The organism is Dactylosporangium maewongense, from assembly GCF_039531485.1.
Taxonomy (GTDB): domain Bacteria; phylum Actinomycetota; class Actinomycetes; order Mycobacteriales; family Micromonosporaceae; genus Dactylosporangium; species Dactylosporangium maewongense.
On record NZ_BAAAQD010000036.1, the window covers coordinates 61941 to 82856 of the forward strand.

Here is a 20916-nt window from a genome sequence, read left to right on the forward strand (position 1 = left end):
GCTAATTCTAACATCAGTTTTAGTTTTACATCGACGCTGCCGCGCTGGTCAATGGCCGTAACGGTCAGCGCGGGATCTGCGCCCAGGGCGTGTCTCGGGGCAGGCCGGGCTCCTTGGGAAGCCGCAGCAGGCGCTCCCCGATGATCGTGCGCATGACGTCCGACGTTCCGCCTGCGATCGTGTAGGCCTGCGACTGCAGCCAGGTCCACACCGGGTCGTCCGGGGCCGGCCCAACGGCCCGCACGGCGTCGGCGTCATAGACGAGCCCGGCCGGGCCGAGCAGTTCCATCGCGAAGCGGGCGATGCGCTGCTCCAGCAGGGCCCGGCGCAGCTTGAGACCGGACGCGCCCGGCCCGGGCCCGCCTTCGGCCCGCGTCCGCTGATCCCGCAGCGCGGACAGGCGCAGCACCTCAGCCTCGACCCACAGCCGGGTCAGCTCGACCCGCCGGTCCGGGTCGGACCCGGTCCGGCGCCAGGTGCCGACCGCCAGGGCGATGGCCCCCGACCCGCGCTCCCCGACCGACCCGCCGATCGCGGCCCGCTCGCTCGCGAGCATGGTGGTGGCGACCGCCCATCCGCCCCCGATGTCGCCGAGCCGTGCGTCGTCGCCCAGCCGCACCCCGTCCAGGAAGACCTCGTTGAAGTGCGCACCCCCGGTCAGGTCGCGCAACGGCCGCACCTGCACGCCCGCGGCCCGCATGTCGATCAGGAACGCGGTCAGCCCGGCGTGCTTCGGGGCGCCGGGGTTGGTGCGGGTCAGGGCCAGCCCGAAGCGGGCGGTGTGCGCCAGCGAGGTCCACGTCTTCTGCCCGTCGACGACCCACCCGACGCCGTGCCGGTCGTCGCGTACGGCCCGCGTGGCCAGCCCGGCGATGTCCGACCCGGCGCCGGGCTCGGAGAACAGCTGGCACCAGATGTGCTCGGCCGTGAAGATCGGCCGGAGCAGCGCCCGCTGGGCCGGCGTGCCGTGGGCCATCAGCGCCGGCGCGACCATGCCGATGCCCATGGGGTTGCGCTCCCAGGACTCCAGCCGTCCGGCCGCCGCGAGCAGCGCGTCCACCTCGGCCTGACGGTCCGGGCCGAGGCCGAGCCCGCCGGCCCCGGCGGGGTGGTGGACCCAGGCCAGTCCGGCGTCGAACTGGGCCCCCAGCGCCGCGGCCCGGTCGGCGCCGTCGGTGTCACGAATGAAGCCGGCGACGCGCCGCCGGAGTTCGTCCTCGTTCACCGGATCAGTGACTCCCGTCCGGCCCAGTACTGGTCCTTCAGCTTGCGCTTGTAGAGCTTGCCGGTGGGGAGCCGGGGCAGTTCGGTCACGAAGTCCACGGAACGGGGGCATTTGTAGTGGGCGATCGATGTCCGGCAGAAGGCGATCAGCTCCGCGGCGGTCGCCGGCCCGGCATCCACACCGGGGGCGAGCTGCACGACCGCCTTGACCACCTCCCCCAGATCGTCGTCGGGGACGCCGATCACCGCGGCGTCGTACACCTTCTCGTGGGTGATCAGGAGGTTCTCCGTCTCCTGCGGGTAGATGTTGACCCCACCCGAGATGATCATGAAGCTCTCCCGGTCGGTGAGGTACAGGTATGCCTCGTCGTCCAGGTAGCCGATGTCGCCGACCGAGCTGGCGCCGAGCTCGACGTCGCGCGTCGCCGCCGTCTTGCCGGGGTCGTTGAAGTACTGGAAGCCGGCCGGCCCCCGGAACCACACCGTGCCGGTCACGCCGGGCGGGCACAGGCTCCCGTCCTCGGCCCGGATGAGCAGTTCGCCACTCGCGGCCCGGCCGACGGTGCCCGGGTGGTCGAGCCACTCCCGCGAGGTGCAGAACGTGTAGCCGATCCCCTCGCTGGCGGCGTAGAACTCCAGGATGATCGGGCCCCACCAGTCGATCATCTGGCGCTTCACCTGGGGTGGGCACGGGGCCGACGCGAGGATGACCGTGCGCAGCGACGAGACGTCGGCGCGGCGGCGGCGCTCCTCCGGCAGCTTCAGCAGGCGGGAGAACATCGTCGGGACCAGCTGCGAGTGCGTGACGCGGTGGGCGGCGACGAGGTCCAGGTACCGCTCCGCGTCGAACGACTCCATGACGACCGCGGTCCCACCCGCCCGCAGCGTCATGGACACGCTGCCCTGCGGGGCCGAGTGATACAGCGGAGCCGGCGACAGGTAGACGCTGGACCCGTCGAGCCCCCACCGCTGGCTCTGGATGCGTGACCCGAGAGGCTCCTCGGACGGGTGCGCGACCGCGAGCGCGTGGTAGATGCCCTTCGGGCGCCCAGTGGTGCCGGACGAGTAGAGCATGGCCATGCCCAGCTGTTCGTCGGGAATCGGATCCGGCGGCAGGCCGGCCACGGCCCCGTCGTAGGACTCGAACGGCGCCGGCGGGTCGGCGCAGTCGGCCATCAGCCACCGTTCGACGCGGGGACACCGCTCCGGCAGCTGCCGGGCGAGGTCGAGCTTGGCGGCCGACGTGACCACGATCCGGGCGGAGCTGTCGTTGATGATGTACGCGGCCTCGTCCGGGGACAGATAGTGGTTGATGCAGGTGTAGTACAGGCCGCTGCGTTCGGCGGCCGCCTCGCTCTCCAGCAGGCGCGGGTTGTTCTCCATGAGCATCGCCACGTGGTCGCCGAAGCGCAGGCCGCTGCGCCGGAAGAGGTGCGCCAACCGGTTCGCCTCCGCCTCGTACTCACCGTAGGTGATCCGCGTGCCGGCCTCCGCCATGATGATCGCCACCCGGTCCGGACGGTCCTGCGCGATGTGTGCGGCGTACATCATCGGAGTGTGCCGCAGTCGTCGATTGTGTGCAATAGTGCAGGCGAGCACCGCCGAAACGCCAGTTCTACGTGCTCCTGCCATCAGATTGTGCACATTCAGGGGAGCAATCGTGACGAAGCACGGTTCTTCAGGTCCGTTGTCAGGCGTCCGGGTCCTCGAGCTCGGCAGCTTCATCGCGGGACCGTTCGCGGGTCAGCTGCTGGCCGACTACGGCGCCGAGGTGATCAAGATCGAGCCGCCCACCGGGGGTGACCCGATGCGCCGATGGGGTGTCGTGCAGGACGGCCAGAGCCTCTGGTGGCCGGCCATCGCCCGGAACAAGAAGTCGGTCGCGCTGGATCTGCGCGACCCGGACGGCCAGGCCGTGCTGCGAGCCCTCGCCGCGCGCTGCGACGTCGTCCTGGAGAACTTCCGGCCAGGCACCCTCGACGCCTGGGGCCTGGGCTACCAGACCCTCGCCGACATCAATCCCGGCATCATCGTCGTGCACGTCTCCGGGCTGGGGCAGACCGGCCCGCGGTCGCGCGAGGCGGGCTTCGGCAGCATCGGCGAGGCCATGGGCGGCATCCGGTTCACGACCGGTGACGCCGGGTCGCGCCCGGCCCGGACCGGCATCAGCCTCGGCGACTCCCTGGCCGCGCTGTTCGCCGTTGTGGGAACTTCCACAGCGCTGGTCGAGCGCGCGGCGAGCGGCCGCGGCCAGGAGGTCGACGTCGCCATCTACGAGGCGGTCGCGGCGCTCATGGAGTCCACGATGGTCGACTACGAGCGGGCGGGAACCCTGCGCACGCGAACCGGCAGCGTCCTGCCGGGTGTCGCACCGTCCAATGTGTACCGCACCGCCGACGGGGCCGACATCGCGATCGCGGGCAACGCCGACGCGGTCTACCGCCGGCTCTGCGACGCCATGGGCCGCCCGGAGCTGGCGACCGACCCGCGCTTCGACGACCACGAGGCCCGCGGCCGCAACTCGGCCGTCCTCGACGAGGAGATCGAACGCTGGACCACCTCGCTGCCCGCACCGGACCTGCTGCGGATACTCGCGGACAACGGCGTGCCGGCGGGAAAGATCTACACCGCCGCCGACATGGTCACCGACGCGCACTACGCCGCCCGGCAGATGGTGCTGCGGCCGGAGACCGCCGGCGGCACCGCGGGGCCGATGGCCGGCATCGTCCCGAAGTTCAGCCGCACGCCGGGCGAGGTGTCCGCGGTGGGGCCGCGCCTGGGTGAGCACACCCGCGCCGTGCTCGATGAACTGGCCGGGGTGGACGGCAAGGCCTGGGACGACCTCCTGCAGCGCGGGATCGTGGCGCAGTGAGCCCGCGCCGGACGGCCGTCGTCACCGGGGCCGGGCGCGGCCTGGGCCGGGCCTACGCGTTGGCCCTCGCCGCCGCCGGGCACGCCGTCATCGTGAACGACCTCGGTGCCGACGACGGACCCGCCGGAGCGGTCGTCGCCGAGATCGAGTCCGCGGGCGGCACCGCCGTCCTGAGCCGGCACGACGTGACGGACTTCGCCGCCACCCGCGAACTCGTCGGGCTCGCCGTCGACACGTTCGGCGGTCTCGACGTGGTGGTCGCCAACGCCGGCATCCTGCGCGACCGGACCCTGGCGTCGATGACCGAGGCCGACTGGGACGACGTCATCGCGGTACACCTCAAGGGAACCTTCACCGTCGCCCATCACGCCGCCGCCCACTGGCGGGCAAGGGCCAAGGCGGGCGCGGACGTCGACGGCCGGCTGATCACCACGACCTCCGCCTCCGGCCTGTTCGGCAACATCGGGCAGTCGAACTACGCGGCAGCCAAGGCCGGCATCGCCGCGTTCACGCTCGTGGCGGCCCAGGAGCTGCGGCCGTACGGCGTGAGCGCCAACTGCGTGGCCCCGAGCGCCCTCACCCGCCTGACCGAAGCGCCGCTGCGCCGCTACGAGGGCGAGATCACCGACCGCCGACGCGCGGAGCTCGACCCGAACTGGGTGGCGCGCGTCGTCGCCTGGCTCTGCCGGCCGGACACGCGCGACATTACCGGCCGCGTCTTCGACGTCCGCGGCCCGCAGGTCGGCATCGCCTCGGGCTGGCACCTCGAGCCGACCTTCACCCAGCCCGACGACCTCGACGAGCTCGACCGGGCCCTGCGGTCGGCCATCGCGGCCACCCCGCCCGCCGCGGACATGGAAGGACAGCGTCATGACTGACGGACCATTGCGCGGTGTACGGGTCCTGGAGCTGCTCGGGATCGGACCCGAGCCCTTCGCGGGCATGCTGCTGGCCGACCTGGGCGCCGACGTGCTCGCGCTGCGACGCCCCGGCCAGGTGCCCGGCGGCGGCGGGCTGGAGCGGGGCCGGCCCGTGGCCGGCGTCAACCTGAAGGACGCCGGGACCGCGGACGTCGTGCGCGGACTGCTGCCCTCCGTGGATGTGCTCCTGGAGGGATACCGCCCGGGCGTCGCCGAGCGGCTCGGGCTCGGCCCGGAGGACTGCCACGCCATCAATCCGCGGCTCGTCTACGGCCGGATGACCGGCTGGGGGCAGACCGGACCGCTCGCCGCCACGGCCGGGCACGACATCAACTACATCGCCGTCACCGGAGCCCTGCACGCCGCCGCGCGGGCCGGCCAGCCGCCGACGCCCCCGGCCAACCTCCTCGGCGACTTCGGCGGCGGCGGCATGTACCTCGTCACGGCGGTGCTGGCCGCGCTCGTCGAACGCGCGCGCACCAGCACCGGACGGGTGCTGGACGTGGCGATCACCGACGGCACCACGTACCTCGCGTCGATGCTCTACGGCATGCACCGCGACGGGCAGTGGCGGGACGAGGCCGGCACGAACCTGCTCGACACCGGCGCGCCCTACTACGACGTGTACGCCTGTGCCGACGGCCGCCACGTCGCGATCGGCGCCCTCGAACCCCAGTTCTTCGCGGCGCTGGCCGACCTGCTCGGGCTCGGCCCGCAGCTGCGCGAGGATCGCGACGATCCGGCCCGCTGGCCCGCGCTGCGCGCGGCGATCGCCGCGGCGGTGCTCACCCGGACCCGCGACGAGTGGGCCGCCCTCGCCGTCGGCACCGATGCCTGCCTTACGCCGGTGCTGACCCTCAGCGAGGCACCGCGGCACGGCCAGGCGGTGGCCCGCGCGGCCTTCGCCGACGGGATGCCCCGGCTTCCCCTCGGCCGCGCGGCGGCGACGGCGTCGGCCGCCGACGTCGTGCGGGCCTGGGGTGCGCCACCCGAACTGGCCGCCGCGGTCGCGCAGTGGCCGTCGACTCCAACTCGCTGACAAGGGGATCCACATGCATGACGCGGTGATCGTCGACATCGTCCGCTCCGCGTCGGGCCGCGGCAAGCCCGGCGGTGCGCTGTCCGGACTCCACCCCGTGGACCTGCTCGCCACCGTGCTGCGCGCGCTCGTCACGCGCACCGGAATCGAGCCCGCGCTGATCGACGACGTCATCACCGGCTGCGTCGGCCAGGCCGCCGAGCAGGCGGCCAACATCGGGCGCAACGCCGTGCTGGCGGCGGGCTGGCCGCTCACCGTCCCGGGCACGACCGTCGACCGGGCCTGCGGCTCGGGCCAGCAGGCGATGCACTTCGCCGCTCAGGGCGTGATGGCCGGGGCGTACGACATCGTCGTGGCGTGCGGGGTCGAGTCGATGAGCCGGGTCCCGATGGGCACCGCGATGGTCGGGGGCGCCGATCCGTTCGGCCCGGGGGTGGCCGCGCGGCTGGCCGGGAACGGCCTCGTGTCGCAGGGCATCGCGGCCGAGCTGGTGACCGCCCGCTGGGGCCTCACCCGCGCGCGGCTGGACACCTACGCCGCCCGTTCGCACGCGCTGGCCGCGAGGGCCGCCGCCGCCGGGTCCTTCGCCAACGAGATCGTCCCGGTCGACGTGCCGGGCCGCGACGCTCCGCTGACGCAGGACGAGACCATCCGCCCGGCGACCTCGCCGGCCGGCCTGGCCGGGCTCAGGCCCGCCTTCTACGACGCCGCCTCCGGCGAACGGTTCCCGCAGATCGGCTGGCACATCACCGCCGGCAACTCCTCGCCGCTGACCGACGGGGCGGCCGCAGCACTGATCATGAGCGCGACGCGGGCGGCCGAGCTCGGGCTGCGGCCCCGGGCGCGGTTCCACGCCTTCGCCCTGGCCGGCGACGATCCGGTCATGATGCTGACCGCGCCGATCCCGGCGACCCGCAAGGTGCTGGCCAGGGCCGGCCTGACCCTCGACGACGTCGACGCCTACGAGGTGAACGAGGCGTTCGCGCCGGTCCCGCTCGCCTGGGCGGCCGATCTCGGGGCGGACCCGGAGCGGCTCAACCCGCGCGGCGGCGCGATCGCGCTCGGCCATCCCCTCGGCGGCTCCGGGGTGCGGCTCATGGCGACCCTGGTGAACCACCTCGAACAGACCGGCGGCCGATACGGGCTGCAGACCATGTGCGAGGCCGGCGGCCAGGCCAACGCCACCATCGTGGAACGGCTCTAGAACGGCACTTCGAACACCGCGGTGCCGGCGAGGTGGACCTCGCCGGTCTGCCGGGTCGCCTGGACCGCGACCGTGCAGACGGTGTGCGTCGCGGTCTCCTCGACGGCGGTGACCTCACCGGTGTAGGTGATGATGTCGCCCGGCCACGCGATGGCGCGGAACTGCACCTCGAACCGGCGGACGTTGTCGGGGCCGAGGCGGTCCGCGACGAACGCGGCCAGGACACCGGCCTGCCGCATCCCGACGGCGAACACCGTCGGGAACCCGGCGGCACGCGCGAACTCGGCGTCGTGATGGATCGGGTTCATGTCACCGGACGCGCCCTGGTAGCGCACGAAGTCGGTGACGGTGAGCGGGCCCTGCACCAGCGGCGCCCCCAGAGGGCCCACCGCCGGGCGCGACGCCGTCATTCGGCCGGCGCCGATGCCGTCGGGGCCTGCTCCGTCACGACGAGCGTGGCCCGGGCCTCGGCGACCAGCCGTCCGTCGGCGTCGCGGAACTCGGTGACGATGTCGGCGAACTCGAGCATGCCGCCGCGCCGGCCCTGCTTGGAGTAGACGCGATCGATGCGCTGACGGCCGTGCAGCGCGGTGCCCGCCCGTGGCGGCGGCCCGTGGAACACGTACTGCTGGCCGCCGTGGAGGACCCGCGACAGATCCGGCGGCTCGTCACCCCACGGTGAACTGGCGTCCGTGGTCCAGAAGGCGCTCGACGCCAGGAAGGTGGGCGGGGAGATCGGGTCGTCGCCGGAGTACAGCGGATGCTCCGAGCCGACGGCCGCGGCGAACTCGCGGATCTTGCCCCGCTCGACCGTCATCGTGAACTCGGCACCCGATCGGCCCTCGAACTTCGACATCTGACCCATGTGTACATCGCCTCTTCCCACACGGTTGAGCCATGCAGCCGTGCTCGATTGTACACAATTCATCGGCCGTACAGCACCTCGTCGTGCCTACGGAAACCGCCCGGCGTGCAGCAGCTGACCGGGCAGCTGCCGGCCGAGCACCTCGGTGATCCAGGCCGAGACGGACAGCAGCGCGTCGAGGTCGACGCCGGTGCTCACGCCCTGGCCTTCGAGCAGGTAGACGAGGTCTTCGGTGGCGATGTTGCCGGTCGCGTTCGGCGCGAACGGGCAGCCGCCGATACCCGCGACGGAGCTGTCGAGCACCGACACCCCCGCCTCCAGTCCCGCGATCGCGTTGGCATACCCGGTGTTTCGGGTGTTGTGCAGGTGCAGCCCGATGGGAATCCCGAGCCCGGCCGCGCCGGTGAGCAGGCGGGTGACCTGCCGCGGCACCCCGACACCGATCGTGTCGGCGAAGATGAGCTCGTCCGCGCCGGTCGCCGCGGCCCGCTCCGCGATGGCCAGCACCCGTCCCGGGTCGACCGCTCCTTCGAAGGGGCAGCCGAACGACGCGGCCAGCGTGATGCTGGCCCTTCGGCCGTCGGCGTGCGCCGCGGCGACGATCGCGGCGGCCTCGACGAGCGACCGCTCAACGGCACGTCCCTGGTTGCGCTGGTTGAACGTCTCGGTCACGCAGAAGGCCATCCGGGCCTCCACGCACCGCGTGGCCGCCAGCCGTGTGTATCCGCGCTCGTTGAGCACCAGAGCGACATGGTCGACGCCGTCCACCGGCCGCACCGCGGCGCAGACCTCCTCCGCGCCGCTCATCTGCGGTACCCGGGCGGGATTGACGAAGCTGACCACCTCGACGCTCGCCAGCCCGGTGGCCGACAGCCGGTCGACGAACTCCGCGCGCACCCGGGGGCTCAGATGGTCCGGCTCGTTCTGCAGGCCGTCACGTGGGCCCACCTCGCAGATTCTGACGGTCACGGGCTCCCCCTGGTTTCGCGCTGGCGGGCATCCGCACGACACCCTCTTGACCACCAACGGCCGCCAACCTACCGCCCACTCGCTGGTTTGTACACAATCTAGGCCGGCATGGCATGCCGACACAAGAATCGTCCGGCGTCGGTCCTGTCAGGAGCCGGTCTTGTCGGGGCGCCAGTCCGTCCACCACAGGTCGGCGATCCGGGCCGCCAGCCGCGGCGGGATCTCCTCGTAGTCCTTCTCCCCGCTGCGGGCGTTCCTGATGAAGGCCGACGTGCGTTCCCAGCGCATGCTGCGGACCAGCACCTGGTCGTGGCGGTGGCCCTGCTCGTCGAGCCACTGCCGCAGCAGGCCCATCGGGTCGTCCGCCGGGTACCTGGGACGGTCGACGCTGGCGAAGTACGTAGCCGCCCGCCGGCCTGTGGCAGACGACGGCGGTGCCGCCGACATCGCCAGCTTCGCGGCGGCGTCGGCCACCTCCGGCGGTACCGGATCCGGCGCCTGATATCCCGCGAACTCGATGTGCCGGACCATGTCGTCGTCGGGCGCGCTGCCCTGGGACCGCAGGTAGTACGCGGACGCGTCCTGCCACACCCACACCCCGTCGGTCCGGTAGCTCAGCGGCACCGCGCGGCCCGCGCCCGGGTCCAGCGGATCGGCCTCGAGGCCCGAAACCCGCAGGACCACCGGCGCCGACTCCAGGTAGCCGGCCAACGCCTCCCGCTCGGCGGGGTCCAGCACGCGACGGCGGTCGGCCGAGAAGTACGGCACGCCGTCGGCGTCGACCGCGTCGAACACCGCGGCCACGAGGAGCGGGGCGGCCCGTTCATCCGGCACGCCGGTCACCGCTGGGCCTTCCTGTCGTTGTCGACCCAGCGCCCGCTCATGCCGACAGCCTATGGACAACCGCCGCTGCGCACCGCCCCGCCGCGGCCCGCGCTGTTCGTCCCCCGCGCTGTTCGTCCCCCGCGCTGTTCGTCCCGCGCGGGCGGGAGCGGGGTACGGTGCTTCGGTGAGCAGATCGACGGCGGTGCCGGACCCGGCCCAGCGAACGCGGGCGATGCTGGTGCTCGCCGAGCCGGACCTCGGCGCCAGCGCGTTCCGGCTCGACGCGGCGCAGCGTGCGCTCGACGCGGGCTGGGCGGGCACGATCGCCGAGCTGCTCACCGTGCTGCGCGGCATCGATGAGCCGGGACGCGGCGAGGTGGTGACCGACCACGCCGAGGCGCTGCGGGAGCAGCCGCACTACGGCTACCTCCTCGCCGTGGAGCGCGCGCTCGCCGAGCACGGGGTGCGGGTCATCGCCCGTACCGTCGAGACAGCCCACTCCCTGCAGGGTCAGCTCACCGTCGACCTGGCCGCCTCGGTGCCCGCGTTCCCCGACAGCCGCCGGTTCGACGTCGTCTGGGACGGCACCGGCGGCTGGTCGTTCCGCCTCGACCGCCGCACCGTCTCCTACTCCGACGGGCGGCGCGGCCGGTCCGTGTACTGGCAGCAGGGCCTCCTCCCCGAACCGGCCGCGGTCGCCGGCTGGATCGCCCGGGCGCTCGCCGGCGACCTGTCACTGCCGGCGCGACAGGGGTGGCACCTGGACGCCGACGAGCTCATGACGGCGCTCCGGGCGCACGACTCCCCCACACTCGCCGACCCGGCGGTGCCGACCCGCACGTCGCCGGTACGGCCCGGCAGCCTCGACCAGATCCTGCAGCGCGGCTTCGACCGCACCCTGCCACCCCCGCCACGGGCCGGCGACGACGTCTACGTGCCGTCGCGGTTTTGGCGCGACCTCGCCCCCGGCGCCGAGCTCCACGGCGGCCTCACCCAGATCGTCGAGGTCCGGGAGCGCCCCGGTGAGCTGGACTGGTACGAGGTGACCATCACCGTCGGCGAATGGGAGGAGAACTTCGACTGGGACTGGCTCGCGGGGAAGCAGGCCGAGTTCCGCCAGCAGTACGGCGACGCCCGCGCCACCCTGGAGGGGTGGTAGCTCGGGTCACGGCTGGATCGCGGGAAGAATGGCGGTAACGATTCTGGAGGAGTGCTGATGCGGCGGTTCGAGGGCAAGGTCGCGCTCGTCACGGCGGCGGCACAGGGCATCGGGCGGGCCGTCGTCCGGCGGATCGCCGCCGAGGGCGGTGCGGTGGTCATCACCGACCTGCAGGAGGACGCGGTCGCAGCGCTGGCCGAGGAGATCGGTGCGGAGCACGCGCTCGGCGTCAAGGTCGACGTCACCTCACGCCCCGACGTCGACGCCGCGGTCACCGCGACGGTCGAGCGGTTCGGCCGGCTCGACCTGGTGGTGAACAACGCGGGCGGCTGCATCGTCACCACGATGCCCGAGGACACCTCGGCCGAGGACTGGCACCGCCAGCTCGACTTCACCCTCGTCGGCGCCGCCCGTTGCATCCAGGCGGCCATCCCGCACCTGGTGAAGACCCGCGGCAACGTCGTCACGATCAGCTCGGTCAACGCCATCGCGGCCTTCGGCAACGTGGAGTACGCCGCAGCCAAGGCCGGCCAGATCGCGATGTCGCAGAACTACGCCGCCCGGTACGGCCCGCTCGGCGTGCGCTTCAACGTCGTCGCCCCCGGCACCATCCGGACACCGAACTGGGACGACCAGCCGGGCGCGCTGGACCAACTCAGAGCGATGTACCCGCTCGGCCGCGTCGGCGAACCGGAGGACGTCGCCGCGGCGGTCGCGTTCCTCGGCTCCGACGACGCCGCCTGGATCACCGGCCACACCCTCCCCGTCGAGGGTGGCGTACTGACCGGCCCCAACCCGATCGACCTGAGCCCACCCGACACACTCCACGAACGCCTTTAGCAACCGCGAAACCTCAAGGCCTGGACGCGCTTACGTTGATCTTGACGGTTCGGCGGCGCGGTGGTGCTGGCGGCTGACTGCGGGGTTCTACTGTGGCTGGGTGATACAGGATTCGGATACTTCGACTGATGACGTGGGCGTGGTCAGCCGACCGGATCAGGTGTCGTTGGGGGTGTTGGTCGCTGCGGTTCCGCGGTTCAAGGTCGACGAAGCGGTCGCGGTGTGCGGGGTGGAGGAGAGGCGTCGGGGCGGCAAGCTGCCGCCGCACGTGACGGCGTATCTGACGATGGCGTTGTGTCTGTTCGCCGAGGACGGCACCGAAGAGGTCGCGCAGAAAGTGACCGGTTCGCTGTCGGCGTTCGGGGTGTGGGATGCCAGGTGGGCACCGCCCACGTCGTCGGGCATCACGCAGGCGCGGAAGCGGCTGGGCCGCGATGTGTTGCGGGAGACGTTCTACCGGGTCGCGGAACCGATCGCGCAACTGGCCACCCGCGGGGCGTGGCTTCGAGGCCGACGCTTGGTGGCCATCGATGGGTTCGATGTCGATGTGCCCGACACCGCCGAGAACGCCGCCGAGTTCGGCTACGCCGGCAACACCCAAGCCCGGTCGGCGTTTCCGAAGGTGCGAGTGGTCGCGTTGACCGAATGCGGCTCGCAGGCGTTCATTGACGCTGAGGTGGGTCCGTGGGCGCACAGTGAGAAGGCGATGGCCGCCACGCTGCTGCCCACACTGTCGTCGGACTGGTTGCTGATGGCCGACCGGTGCTTCTACAGTTTCGAGGCGTTCAGCGCGGCAGCGCTTACTGGCGCGGCGTTGTGTTGGCGGGCGCCGACCCAGCTGCGTCTGCCGGTGCTGGAAGTTCTGTCCGATGGCACCTATCTGTCCGTGCTGATCGACCCGCAGATCCGGGGTCAGCACCGTGCGCGGCTGCTCGCGGAGGCGAAAAGCGGCGCCAAGCCGGATCCCGCTGCCGCGCATGTGGTCCGCATCATCGAGTACGACATCCCGAATCGCGACAGCAGCGAATTGATCGTTCTGATCACCAATATTCACGACCCGGCCGATGTCACCGCGGCCGAGCTGGCCGGCAGCTACCAGCAACGCTGGGAAGCCGAGGCACCCAACGGCCAGCTCAAGATGTTGCCGCGCGGTCCCGGCAGGGTGCTGCGCTCACGCAGCCCGGACCTGGTTCATCAAGAGGTCTGGGCCTACCTGCTGGTCCAGCACGCGATCAGCGCCCTGATCTGCCAGGCTGCCAGCGGCGCCGACATCGACCCGGATCGAGTCAGCGTCATCAAAGCGGCGCGCGCCGCCCTGAGCCGGCCCTCGTACAGTTCTACCCACTACAGCCAGGATCTTGCCCGCTCATGTGGTCATGATGCCGCAGGAACCTGAGCCCGACATCCGCGAGGCTTCATTGCGATGAGGTCATGCGTGCTGTGTCACGTTGATGACCGTGCCGCTCGGGTCTCGGACGAAGAAGCGGCGCAGACCCCACTCCTCGTCCGTGAGGGGGTAGACGATCTCGGCTCCGGCCTCGACAGCGCGGCTGAACACCGCGTCGACGTCGTCGACCTCGATGGAGATGTCGGGGTGCACGCCGGCCTTGACGTCCAAGCTCATGACGCTGAGTTGCACCTCACGACGGTCCGTCCCGAAGAACAAGATCCAGTCGAGACCGGCCTGCTCCTGCAGCCCGACCACCGTCGTGTAGAAGGCCCGACTCTCATCGAAGCGATCGGATCGGATGTTGGGCTTGATCCGCTTGACAGCCATGCCCCGAGTCTATGGCGTGACGAATGAGCAGGCACCGGCATGTCAGCGCCCAGGAAGGCTTGGCCCGGGTCCGGAATCGCCGCCGGTTGGGCCCTTCCAGCGGTACAGGTGTTCGGGGCGACCGGTGGCGCCGTAGCGCAGGCTCATCAATGCCAGACCGTCCTGCTCGAGAGCGGCCAGGTAGCGTTGCGTGGTGGCTCGCGCGATGCCGAGTTCGGCTGCGATCTCCGCGGCGGTTCGTGCCGTGTGGGGCAGCACCTGGAGGCGTTCCGCGACGAGCCGGGCGGTGACGCTTGAGTGTCCCTTCGGCGTGACCGTCCGGTCGCCGGAGTGCAGGTGGCGTCGGCAGCGGTCAATGTCTTCCTGGTTGAACGTGCCGCCGGACGACATGGCGAGCGCTGTTCGGTAGCGGCTGTACGCGGTGAGGCGGTCGACCAGCTGTTCGGCCGTGAACGGCTTGAGGAGGTAGTTCAATGCGCCGTGTGCGAACGCTTTGCGGACGGCGGCCGCATCGGACATCGCCGTCAGCATGATGGTGTCGACGTCGGTCTCGGCCAGCACCGTGAGGCCCGAGTCGTCGGGCAGGTAGGTGTCGAGCAGCATCAGGTCAGGTTGCTCATGGGCGAGCATCCGGCGGGCGTCGGCCGCCGTCAGGGCCGTTCCGACGACCCGGAATCCGGGCACCCGGTCGGTGTAGCTCACGTGGACCTTAGCGACCCGGAAGTCGTCCTCCACCACCAGGACTCGGATCATCAGTCGACCTCCGCTGTTCGGTCAGCGGGTGTGCGACGGGACCACATCTCCGGCTGAACCAGCCACGCCTCGCCGCTGAGTTGGTGAACCGCGCGTCGGCTGCAGCGGGCCCAGATTAGGTTTGCACGTCGCGTCGTGTCAATCGCGTCGCTCGTCATGCAGGCACGACGTGCGACGCAGGGGCCGGCCCCCTGGCCACCCGCCACCCGTGAACCGCCGCGAGCAAAACGCGCGAAACCTCCAGAACGTCAATTGCCTTCGCAACAACGGCAAGGCTGGAAGCCAGCTGGCCGGCTCCATACCCTCCTCCGCAACACCCGGTGAAACACCCCTGTAATCGCCGGGCAACACAAGGAGGAGACGTGACCCAACCCGTGATCGAGTTGAGGGAGGCGACCAAGCGCTTCCGCGGCTCGACCGGAATCATGACAGCGGTTCAGAACCTCACCATGACCATTCGCCCCGGCGAATTCGTGGCGGTGGTCGGCCCGACCGGCTGTGGCAAATCCACCACGCTGTCATTGGTTTCGGGCCTCGAACCGGCATCTTCCGGCGAGGTTCTGGTGGGCGGCAAGCCGGTGCAAGGAATCCCGGCGGGCATCGGCTACATGTTCCAGCAGGACGCGATCATGCCGTGGAAGAACGTGCTGGACAACGTCGCCGCCGGACCGCGTTTCCGTGGCGTGCGCAAGGCTGACGCGCGGGCCGTCGCGACGACCTGGGTCGAGCGGGTCGGCCTCGCCGGTTTCGAGTCCTACTACCCCCATCAGCTTTCCGGTGGCATGCGCAAGCGGGTAGCGCTCGCGCAGACGCTCGTCAACGAACCGAAGATCATTCTGATGGACGAGCCGTTCAGCGCGCTGGACGTACAGACGCGCAGCCTGATGCAGGACGAGCTGCTGCGACTGTGGGCCGGCACCGGCGCGGCCGTGATCTTCGTGACGCACGACCTCGAGGAGGCGATCGCACTCGCCGACCGGGTCGTCGTGCTGACCGCCGTCCCGGCGACCATCAAGGCCGACTTCGTGATCGATCTTCCTCGACCCCGTGACGTCGAGGAGATCCGTCTCACCACGGCGTTCCTCGACATCTACCGCGAGATCTGGGACTGCCTGCGCGAAGAGGTCGCCCGAGCGAGAAGGGGAGCGACGCTCAATGCTGCCTGACACCGACGTACCGCGGCACCCGACGCGGGCACCGTCCGCAGACGCCGAACGCGCGGCGGTCGCGGCCGCGCGCAGATCACGGCACCGCCATCTCGCACTGGTCTGGGGCGTCCGGCTCCTGCTGGTCACGGTCGGCCTGTCGGCGTGGGAACTCGCCGCGCGCTACTGGGTCGACTTCGACGGGCGGACCCACTTCAGCAAGCCGCTGGACTGGAAGGACCACGCCCAACGCTGGGGCATCGACCAGTTCTTCTACTCCCAGCCCTCGCAGATCTGGCAACGCCTGCACGACTGGTTCACCGTCGGGCCGAGCAGCGGCCCGATCTGGGAGCACATCGGCGTCACCCTCTGGGAGGCGACGTCGGGCTTCGTCATCGGGTCGATCGCCGGCGTCGTGCTCGGCATCCTGCTCGGCCGGGCCCGCTTCGCCGCGGAGGTGCTCGCCCCGTTCATCAAGGCCGCCAACGCCATTCCGCGGATCGTGCTCGCGTCGCTGTTCGTCATCTGGTTCGGCCTCGGCCTGTCCTCCAAGATCGCCACCGCCGTGGTCCTCGTCTTCTTCGCGGTCTTCTTCAACGCGTTTCAAGGCGCCCGCGAGGTGGACCGCAACCTGGTCAACAACGCCCGCATCCTGGGGGCGAGCCGGACGAAGGTGCTCACCTCCATCGTCATCCCGAGCGCCACATCCTGGATCCTGGCCTCGCTGCACGTCGCCTTCGGCTTCGCGCTGATCGGCGCGGTCGTCGGTGAGGTCATCGGCGCCAAGCGCGGCCTCGGCCTGCTGATCGCCCACTCCCAGGGCACCTTCGACGCGGCCGGGATCTACGCCGGAATGATCATCATCACGGTCGTCGCCCTCGGCGCGGAGTGGCTGCTCACAGCGCTCGAGAAACGCCTGCTCCGCTGGCGCCCGCCTTCGGCGAGCGAAGCCAGCCATGTCTAGCGACCATCCACAAAGGAGTGACTGGAACATGCGGAAGTTCTTGACAACCATCCTCGCCGTCGGCCTCTCGGCCGGCCTGGCGGCCTGCAGCACGGCCGAAAGGCCGACGGCCCCGAACACCGAAGGTCCGCTGGCGAAGGTCCGGATCGGCGTCGGTGGCATCAACAAGGTCATCTACCTGCCCGCGATGCTCACCGAACGGTTGGGCTACTTCACCGCCGAGGGCCTGGAGGTCGAGCTCTCCGACGAGCAGAACGGCGTCAACCAGGAGAACGAGATGCTGGCCGGGCACCTTGACGGGGTGGTCGGATTCATGGACCACGCCTACACCCTGCAGCTCAAGGGCAAGTGCGTCCGGAGCGTCGTACAGTTCGCCAACACACCGCTGGAGAAGGTCATGCTGTCGTCCAAGGACGCGGCGACGGTGAAGACGATGGCGGACCTGAAGGGCAAGAAGGTCGGGTTCACCAGCAAGGGCTCCTCCACCAACGCCCTGATCAACTCGCTGATGGCGAAGGCCGGCGTCAAGGAGGGCGACTTCGTCGGCGTCGCGGCCGGCGCCGGCTCCACGTTCGTCGCCGCGATCGAGAACGGCGGCATCAACGCGGGCATGACGACGCCACCCACGTCGACCACCCTGCTGAGCAAGGGCACCGCGACGACCCTGGTCGACCTGTCCACTGTGGACAGCACCAGGAAGGCGCTCGGCGGGCTCTACCCGGCCAGCTCCCTCTACATGCCGTGCGACTGGGTGGCGGCCCACCCGCGGGAGTCCCAGAAGCTGGCCAACGCCTTCGTCAAGACCCTGCGGTACATCGGGAGCAGCTCTGCGGAGGACATCGCCGCCAAGATGCCGGCCGACTACGCGGGAGGCAACCCGCAGCTGTACGCGGCGTCGATCAAGGAGACCAAGGAGGGGTTCACCACCGACGGCGTCATCGACCCCGACGGCGCCCGCAACGTCATCGAGGTCCTCGCCGCCGGCATCCCCGAGGTCGCCAGCGGCAAGGCGTCCATCGACGTGGCGAAGGGGTACACGACCGAGTTCGTGACCAAGGTCCCGAAGGCGTGACCGGTCGTTCAGCGACCTGATCCGCAGCGATCACTCGACGGTCGGCGGGTCCCACCATTGCGGACCCGCCGACCTGTCACGATCAGTCCTGGTCGGCTCCCGTGTCGGCAGCCAGCACAGCCGGCAGGCGGGCGGCGAACACCGCGCCCTCGCCGTCGCCGCCGGACTGGGCCAGCCATACCGCGCCACCAAGCGCGCGCACCGACTGCTGGACGATGGCCAGTCCGAGCCCCCGGCTGTCGCCGGCCCGCGTCGACACGCCCTGTTCGAACATGCGGTCCGTCATCGACGACGCGATGCCGTCACCGGAGTCGGCGACGCTCACATGCAGGGTGTCCTGTTCGCCCGCGAGCACGATCTCCACCCAGGCCGGGCGCGTCGCGCCTAGACGTGCGGCGTCGATCGCGTTGTCGAGCAGATTGCCCAGAATGGTGATCACCTCGACCGGGGCCGTCACCCGCCGGGCCACCCAGCTGCCCTCACTGATGTCCAGGCCCACCCCCTTCTCGGCGGCGATGGCCCGCTTCGCCGCCAGGAACGCCCGCAGGTACGGGTCCAGGATCGCCTGGTCGTCCGCATCCGTCATGACGACCGACGAGGCCGACACCATGTGGAGATACTCCACCGCCTCAACGTGGTGCCCGGTCTCGAGCAGACCGGCGATCAGATGCAGCCGGTTGGAGAACTCGTGCCGCTGCGCCCGCAGGCCCTCCGTCAGTGTCCGGACGGCGTCGAGCTCGCTGACCAGCTTCTCGAAGTCGGTGCGATCACGCAACGTGAGCACCCGGCCGAGACTTCGCCCCTCACGCCAGACCTGCCTGCGGGTGGCGACCAGCACCCGATCGCCGGCGACGGTGACGAGGTTGTCCGCATCGCCGTCGTCGGACAGTGCCGATCGGACACCCACGGGCAGGTCGATGTCGGCCAGCGTGGCACCCACCGGCGAATGGATGCCCAGCAGCCGTTCGGCCTCCCCGTTGTAGACGGAGATGCGGCCGGCGGCGTCCACCGCGAGCATCCCTTCACCGATGCCGTGCAGCACGGCCTCCCGCTCCTGCAGGAGCTCGGCGAGCTCATGGGGCTCCAGGCCGAGCGTCAGCCGCCGCAGCCGCCGCGTCAGCAGCGCCGCCCCCGCCACGCCGAGCGCCAGCGCCGCCAGGGTGTACAGGCCTGCCACCGCCACGATCCCCCGCCAGCGCGTCTGGATGTCGTCCAGGTCGATGCCGACGCTGACGATGCCGATCACCTGACCGGTCTGATCGCGCAGTGGCACTTTGGCCCTGGCGGAGTCGCCGAGCGTGCCCCGCTGGACGGTCACCACGTCGCGACCGGCCAACGCCTCAGAAGGATCGGTGCTCACCCGGTGCCCCACCTCGCCCGGGATCGGGTGTGACAGGCGTATGCCGTCCTTGTCGGTGACGACGACGAAGAGCACGTGAGTGCTGAGGCGCACCGACTCTGCCCGCGCCTGGACCACGCCGTCCGGATCGTGCCGGCCGGTGCGAGGGTCGACCCGGCTCGCGGCCTCCACGATGTCCGGGTCCGTGGCGACGGAATGCGCGACAGCGAGGGCTCGCTCGCCGTACTGCACGGTCAGCTCACCATCCAGCAGCCAGCCGAAGACGAACAGCCCGACACTCACCACAAGCGTGATCACGACGACCTGCAACAGCAGCGTCTGGCGCGCGAAACTCAACCGCGGGCGAAGCATGCCACGACGGTACGGCGGCACACGACCCGCCGCGAACGGCCCCCAGAGCGAGGGGCGGCGCTACCCGTCCGGGCGCCATGCAGCCGTCGGCTACGGCGACATCACCCCGCCGGCGGCGGAACAGGGCGCGTCTCTTTCAGCGAACTTTCAGGACGGCGGGCCTACGTTTCCACGGCATTCTGCGGATTCGACGCCTACGGCGCCGTCATGAGGGAGAGCTGTGTCCGTAACCACCAACAGGCTCGTGGCTCCAGGCGGGTGGCAGACCAAGGTGCCCGCGATCACCGCCACATTCTGGGTCATCAAGGTGCTGTCCACGACGATCGGGGAGACCGTCGCGGACTACCTCGCCGTAAGCGTCGGCCTCGGACCCGCGGTGACCGACGCGATCATGCTCGCCCTGCTGGTGACCGCGCTGGTCGTGCAGTTCCGCACCCGCAGGTACACGCCCTGGATCTATTGGCTCTGTGTGGTGCTGGTGAGCATCGTCGGCACCCAGATCACCGACTTCTTCACCGACATCCTGGGCGTGCCGCTCCATCTCAGCACCGCCGTGTTCGCGGTCCTGCTGGCGGCGGTGTTCGCGATCTGGTACCGGCAGGAACGCACGCTTGCCATTGCCTCCATCAACACGCCTCGCCGCGAGGGCTTCTACTGGGCGGCGATCCTGACCACGTTCGCGCTCGGGACCGCCGCGGGCGACTTCGCCACCGAGGCGCTCAACCTCGGCTTCCGCAACGGCACGTTGCTCTTCGGCGGGCTGATTCTGGCGACGTGGATCGCGTTCCGGCTCGGCGCCGGGCAGGTGTTGACGTTCTGGATCGCCTACGTGCTCACCCGGCCGCTCGGGGCGTCGCTCGGCGATCTGCTCACCCAGGACAAGGACCTCGGCGGGCTGGCCCTCGGCGCGAGCGTCACCAGTCTGCTGTTCCTGGCGGCCATCCTCGTGCTCGTCGTCCGCGAGCAGCTCCTGGTCGGCCGCCACGGAGTCGCCGAGAAGAACGCCGGACCGAGCGGCGGCCGCGGCCAGGACCACGCCTGGGCCGGTGTCTGCGCCCTGGCGGTCGTCGTGGCCGGGTTCGGGCTCAGCCTGGTGCAGGGATCGTCGCCGGGCACGGAACCGCAGGCCGACGCCGCCCAGACCACGGCCACCGGGGCGAGCGCGTCCGCCCCGGTGGCCCAACTCGTACACCCGACGACCAAGCTCGGCAACCTCAGCAAGTTCGCGGCGATCGTCTCCGACGTCCAGGACAAGGTCACCTCGAACGACCTCGCGGGCGCGAAGACCCGCGTCAAGGACCTCGAGGTGGCTTGGGACAACGCCGAGGCAGGGCTCAAGCCGCGAGACGCCACCCGGTGGCACGAGGTCGACGACCGGATCGACGCCACACTCACCGTCCTGCGCGCGGCGCATCCCACCCAGGCCGCCTGCGCATCCGCGGTGGCCGACCTGATGAAGACGCTGAACACCTTCGACGGGGTCTGACGGGGCGGCAGTTTGCCGACTGCGGGTCCGCACCGACTGATGCGGACCCGCTCACGCACGACCCGTCGATCATGCCGCCGATGTACCTAGA

20 protein-coding genes are annotated in these 20916 nt (G+C 70.8%); 11 read left to right on the plus strand and 9 right to left on the minus strand.

Annotated features, from left to right (window positions below):
• Window positions 1–64 precede the first annotated feature (64 nt).
• Together ABD332_RS51770 and ABD332_RS51775 are read right to left on the minus strand one after the other, a co-directional pair.
• Window positions 65–1225 (minus strand): acyl-CoA dehydrogenase family protein, encoded by a 1161-nt coding sequence (locus tag ABD332_RS51770; RefSeq protein WP_344513075.1) that lies wholly within the window; start codon window positions 1223–1225, stop codon window positions 65–67.
• Window positions 1222–2772, minus strand: a complete 1551-nt coding sequence (locus ABD332_RS51775) for an AMP-binding protein (RefSeq protein ID WP_344513077.1) — start codon at window positions 2770–2772, stop codon at window positions 1222–1224. The genes ABD332_RS51770 and ABD332_RS51775 overlap by 4 nt, the downstream gene beginning before the upstream one ends.
• 112 nt (window positions 2773–2884) lie before the next feature.
• On the opposite strand from ABD332_RS51775, the gene ABD332_RS51780 reads away from it, so the two are divergent.
• The 4 genes from ABD332_RS51780 to ABD332_RS51795 are packed head-to-tail and all read left to right on the plus strand — an operon-like array spanning window position 2885 to window position 7259.
• Window positions 2885–4096, plus strand: coding sequence for a CaiB/BaiF CoA transferase family protein (locus ABD332_RS51780; RefSeq protein ID WP_344513079.1), 1212 nt, complete (start codon window positions 2885–2887; stop codon window positions 4094–4096).
• On the plus strand, window positions 4093–4974 hold the full coding sequence (locus ABD332_RS51785) for an SDR family NAD(P)-dependent oxidoreductase (RefSeq protein WP_344513081.1): 882 nt from the start codon (window positions 4093–4095) through the stop codon (window positions 4972–4974). Before ABD332_RS51780 ends, ABD332_RS51785 begins: the two co-directional genes overlap by 4 nt.
• Complete coding sequence (locus tag ABD332_RS51790; protein ID WP_344513083.1) at window positions 4967–6055, plus strand: CaiB/BaiF CoA transferase family protein; 1089 nt, start codon at window positions 4967–4969, stop codon at window positions 6053–6055. Before ABD332_RS51785 ends, ABD332_RS51790 begins: the two co-directional genes overlap by 8 nt.
• Before the next feature lie 13 nt (window positions 6056–6068).
• Window positions 6069–7259 (plus strand): thiolase family protein, encoded by a 1191-nt coding sequence (locus ABD332_RS51795; RefSeq protein ID WP_344513085.1) that lies wholly within the window; start codon window positions 6069–6071, stop codon window positions 7257–7259.
• Here the strand turns inward: ABD332_RS51795 and ABD332_RS51800 are convergent.
• From ABD332_RS51800 to ABD332_RS51815, 4 genes are all read right to left on the minus strand, one after another.
• Window positions 7256–7648, minus strand: a complete 393-nt coding sequence (locus tag ABD332_RS51800; RefSeq protein WP_344513087.1) for a MaoC/PaaZ C-terminal domain-containing protein — start codon at window positions 7646–7648, stop codon at window positions 7256–7258. The genes ABD332_RS51795 and ABD332_RS51800 overlap by 4 nt on opposite strands.
• 17 nt (window positions 7649–7665) lie before the next feature.
• A complete protein-coding gene (locus ABD332_RS51805; RefSeq protein ID WP_344513089.1) occupies window positions 7666–8115 on the minus strand; it encodes an FAS1-like dehydratase domain-containing protein in 450 nt (149 codons plus the stop codon).
• A 96-nt stretch (window positions 8116–8211) separates the two neighbouring features.
• Window positions 8212–9216: a hydroxymethylglutaryl-CoA lyase gene (locus tag ABD332_RS51810; protein WP_344513091.1), complete on the minus strand. Its 1005-nt coding sequence runs from the start codon at window positions 9214–9216 to the stop codon at window positions 8212–8214.
• A gap of 24 nt (window positions 9217–9240) precedes the next feature.
• Window positions 9241–9927, minus strand: coding sequence for a hypothetical protein (locus ABD332_RS51815; protein ID WP_344513093.1), 687 nt, complete (start codon window positions 9925–9927; stop codon window positions 9241–9243).
• A gap of 175 nt (window positions 9928–10102) precedes the next feature.
• Between ABD332_RS51815 and ABD332_RS51820 the strand changes: the two genes are divergently transcribed.
• The 3 genes from ABD332_RS51820 to ABD332_RS51830 all read left to right on the plus strand — a co-directional run bounded on the left by ABD332_RS51820 (window position 10103) and on the right by ABD332_RS51830 (window position 13313).
• Window positions 10103–11077, plus strand: coding sequence for a DUF6292 family protein (locus ABD332_RS51820; protein ID WP_344513095.1), 975 nt, complete (start codon window positions 10103–10105; stop codon window positions 11075–11077).
• Between the two features lie 57 nt (window positions 11078–11134).
• A complete protein-coding gene (locus ABD332_RS51825; protein ID WP_344513097.1) occupies window positions 11135–11917 on the plus strand; it encodes an SDR family NAD(P)-dependent oxidoreductase in 783 nt (260 codons plus the stop codon).
• Window positions 11918–12050: 133 nt separating this feature from the next.
• Complete coding sequence (locus tag ABD332_RS51830; RefSeq protein ID WP_344513099.1) at window positions 12051–13313, plus strand: IS4 family transposase; 1263 nt, start codon at window positions 12051–12053, stop codon at window positions 13311–13313.
• A 33-nt stretch (window positions 13314–13346) separates the two neighbouring features.
• Here ABD332_RS51830 and ABD332_RS51835 read toward each other — a convergent pair whose 3' ends face one another.
• Together ABD332_RS51835 and ABD332_RS51840 are read right to left on the minus strand one after the other, a co-directional pair.
• Window positions 13347–13694, minus strand: coding sequence for a VOC family protein (locus ABD332_RS51835; protein WP_344513101.1), 348 nt, complete (start codon window positions 13692–13694; stop codon window positions 13347–13349).
• A 42-nt stretch (window positions 13695–13736) separates the two neighbouring features.
• Window positions 13737–14447 (minus strand): response regulator, encoded by a 711-nt coding sequence (locus ABD332_RS51840; protein WP_344513103.1) that lies wholly within the window; start codon window positions 14445–14447, stop codon window positions 13737–13739.
• Window positions 14448–14809: 362 nt separating this feature from the next.
• Here ABD332_RS51840 and ABD332_RS51845 point away from each other — a divergent pair, with 362 nt between their 5' ends.
• Genes ABD332_RS51845 through ABD332_RS51855 form a run of 3 tightly spaced genes read left to right on the plus strand, consistent with a single transcriptional unit; the run spans window position 14810 to window position 17628 of the window.
• Window positions 14810–15613: an ABC transporter ATP-binding protein gene (locus tag ABD332_RS51845; protein WP_344513105.1), complete on the plus strand. Its 804-nt coding sequence runs from the start codon at window positions 14810–14812 to the stop codon at window positions 15611–15613.
• On the plus strand, window positions 15603–16556 hold the full coding sequence (locus tag ABD332_RS51850) for an ABC transporter permease (RefSeq protein WP_344513107.1): 954 nt from the start codon (window positions 15603–15605) through the stop codon (window positions 16554–16556). The genes ABD332_RS51845 and ABD332_RS51850 overlap by 11 nt, the downstream gene beginning before the upstream one ends.
• Before the next feature lie 28 nt (window positions 16557–16584).
• Entirely contained in the window at window positions 16585–17628 is a 1044-nt protein-coding gene (locus ABD332_RS51855) for an ABC transporter substrate-binding protein (RefSeq protein WP_344513109.1), read from the plus strand.
• 82 nt (window positions 17629–17710) lie between these two features.
• Here the strand turns inward: ABD332_RS51855 and ABD332_RS51860 are convergent, their stop codons facing one another.
• Window positions 17711–19339, minus strand: coding sequence for a sensor histidine kinase (locus ABD332_RS51860; protein WP_344513111.1), 1629 nt, complete (start codon window positions 19337–19339; stop codon window positions 17711–17713).
• Window positions 19340–19559: 220 nt separating this feature from the next.
• Here ABD332_RS51860 and ABD332_RS51865 point away from each other — a divergent pair, with 220 nt between their 5' ends.
• Entirely contained in the window at window positions 19560–20825 is a 1266-nt protein-coding gene (locus tag ABD332_RS51865; RefSeq protein ID WP_344513114.1) for a COG4705 family protein, read from the plus strand.
• The last annotated feature ends 91 nt before the right edge of the window (window positions 20826–20916 follow it).

What these genes read in the sequence shown, in the direction of transcription:
- ABD332_RS51860 (WP_344513111.1), bottom strand. Translation starts at nt 19,339, where the DNA reads ATGCTTCGCCCGCGGTTGAGTTTCGCGCGCCAGACGCTGCTGTTGCAG.
- ABD332_RS51775 (WP_344513077.1), bottom strand. Translation starts at nt 2,772, where the DNA reads ATGTACGCCGCACACATCGCGCAGGACCGTCCGGACCGGGTGGCGATC.
- ABD332_RS51850 (WP_344513107.1), top strand. Translation starts at nt 15,603, where the DNA reads ATGCTGCCTGACACCGACGTACCGCGGCACCCGACGCGGGCACCGTCC.
- ABD332_RS51825 (WP_344513097.1), top strand. Translation starts at nt 11,135, where the DNA reads ATGCGGCGGTTCGAGGGCAAGGTCGCGCTCGTCACGGCGGCGGCACAG.
- ABD332_RS51795 (WP_344513085.1), top strand. Translation starts at nt 6,069, where the DNA reads ATGCATGACGCGGTGATCGTCGACATCGTCCGCTCCGCGTCGGGCCGC.
- ABD332_RS51835 (WP_344513101.1), bottom strand. Translation starts at nt 13,694, where the DNA reads ATGGCTGTCAAGCGGATCAAGCCCAACATCCGATCCGATCGCTTCGAT.
- ABD332_RS51790 (WP_344513083.1), top strand. Translation starts at nt 4,967, where the DNA reads ATGACTGACGGACCATTGCGCGGTGTACGGGTCCTGGAGCTGCTCGGG.
- ABD332_RS51855 (WP_344513109.1), top strand. Translation starts at nt 16,585, where the DNA reads ATGCGGAAGTTCTTGACAACCATCCTCGCCGTCGGCCTCTCGGCCGGC.
- ABD332_RS51805 (WP_344513089.1), bottom strand. Translation starts at nt 8,115, where the DNA reads ATGTCGAAGTTCGAGGGCCGATCGGGTGCCGAGTTCACGATGACGGTC.
- ABD332_RS51840 (WP_344513103.1), bottom strand. Translation starts at nt 14,447, where the DNA reads ATGATCCGAGTCCTGGTGGTGGAGGACGACTTCCGGGTCGCTAAGGTC.